Source organism: Desulfuromonas acetexigens, assembly GCF_900111775.1.
GTDB classification, from domain to species: Bacteria; Desulfobacterota; Desulfuromonadia; order Desulfuromonadales; family Trichloromonadaceae; genus Trichloromonas; species Trichloromonas acetexigens.
In genome coordinates this window covers 1-1,634 of sequence record NZ_FOJJ01000028.1, presented here as the reverse complement: position 1 = coordinate 1,634, position 1,634 = coordinate 1, and the positions used below count along the sequence as shown (strand labels likewise).

2 protein-coding genes are annotated in these 1,634 nt (G+C 62.1%); both read right to left on the bottom strand.

Translation table 11 applies throughout. The features are described from left to right. Window positions 1-125: 125 nt before the first annotated feature. Window positions 126-431, bottom strand: coding sequence for a hypothetical protein (locus BQ4888_RS10705; protein ID WP_092057182.1), 306 nt, complete (start codon window positions 429-431; stop codon window positions 126-128). 2 nt (window positions 432-433) lie between these two features. Next, window positions 434-1,408, bottom strand: coding sequence for an AAA family ATPase (locus BQ4888_RS10700; protein WP_092057180.1), 975 nt, complete (start codon window positions 1,406-1,408; stop codon window positions 434-436). Between the last annotated feature and the right edge of the window lie 226 nt (window positions 1,409-1,634).

Genomic DNA, 1,634 nt, shown 5'->3' with positions numbered 1-1,634 from the left:
CGGCTCCAATATCGTCAACAACTTCCCCGGCCTGTGCCAGCGGGCAACCTATCGCGGCATCCGAGGCCAGGCGGAGCAAACTTACAACCTTGACCAGTTCCGCCTGGGTCGATCTCAGGGCTTTTTCAGCGGCATCGACATTCATGATTCACCTCGTCGGGAGAAGATTGGACGTTCAGCAAACACCTTTCCACGGGTTCCAGGAGGGCGGCGGCGGACTTCACCTGGTTGAGAAGAGCGGGAAGAATCAGGGTCCAATCCATCGTCTTCCGTTCACTCTTCGCCCCCTCGTTGCTCGCCGCCAGTTCCAGAGCTCGAAGCAGTTCCTCAACGGTCCACAACAAACCCTTTTGCGATTCGACCAAGAGCGCCACGGCTTCCCGGGGCGTCACGGCGGAATGATCTTGACGGCAGACTTCGTGCTGTGCCATGGCTACCCCTCCCCGGCCAGGTCATGCCAGGCCGCGTTCAAATGATCGACAGTCAGAGACTCACCTTTTCCGGCCGCGAAAACCGACGCCAGGCGCAAGGTTTTCACCACCCCCCGCAATGCTCCCGGTTTGCTGGCGATCCCCGCCAGAAAGCGGCGTTCGGCGGTGCCCATGACGCCGAAGGCATCGGCCATGGCGTCAACGTCCCCCGGGGCGGCCTTGGTCAACCGGAGCCTTTTCCCCAAACGGCTGAAGAGCTGAGCAAAGGTCGCCTCCCGGCTCCCCCCGGTCAGACGGGCAAAAACCGCCTCGTTACCGCACAACACCAGCCCGACGCCGGTAGCGTCATGAATGGCGCGAATGGCTTCCAGGCTTCGCATATTCAAGTGTTGGGCTTCGTCGACGATCAACAGGCCGCCGGTATTGTTCAGGCGGTTGACCAGCTCCCGCTGGAGGCGGGCGGCGCGGCCGGGAATTCCCCGAAGGCCGATTGCTTCGGCGATTTCTTCCAGGGCCGACGACACCCCGCCATGCGCCGGGCTCATGGTGGAAACCCAGACGTTAGGACTGGCGGCGGCGTAAGATTGAAGCGCCTTGGTCTTGCCGAGTCCGGCCCCGCCGTAAATGCAACCCAAGTCCCCGGCCGCTTGCGCGAACATGAGAACCGCGTGGATCCGGCGGCCGGTCGGGGTGTCGACCCAGGCCGGAGCGGCGGGCATGGCGGCGGAAGTCCGGGCGTTCCGGTCCCGGGCTCCAAGCCACTTCAAAAGCTTCTCTTCAACGGCGCTGTTATCCCCCTTGTAGGCCCCTTTCAGCCAACTTGAGAGGGCCGCCGCTGAGAGCCCGGAAACCCGGGCAATCTGCGCCTGGGAGCAATCGCCGCCCGCAAGCAGGGCGTGAATCTTGCCCCGCAAGTCGGCGGCCCGATCTTCCCCCGTGTCCGTTTCTGTCAAGTTTGTTGCCAATGCCTGTTCCATTTGGTAGACTCCTTTTAGGGTTCGTCTTGGTTCCCTATGGGCGGGGCGGGGTCGGGAGAAATTCCCGGCCCTGTCTTATTTGTGGCCGGTCAAACCGTATTTTTCAGGCTGTGCAGATACATCGCTTCCGCTATTTCCTCGAAATTGTGGGCGCTTGCCGGGTCGGTTTCGGCGCTCTTCTCCTTCTTGCCAAACATCCCCTCGACAATTTTTGACGACGGCGGCG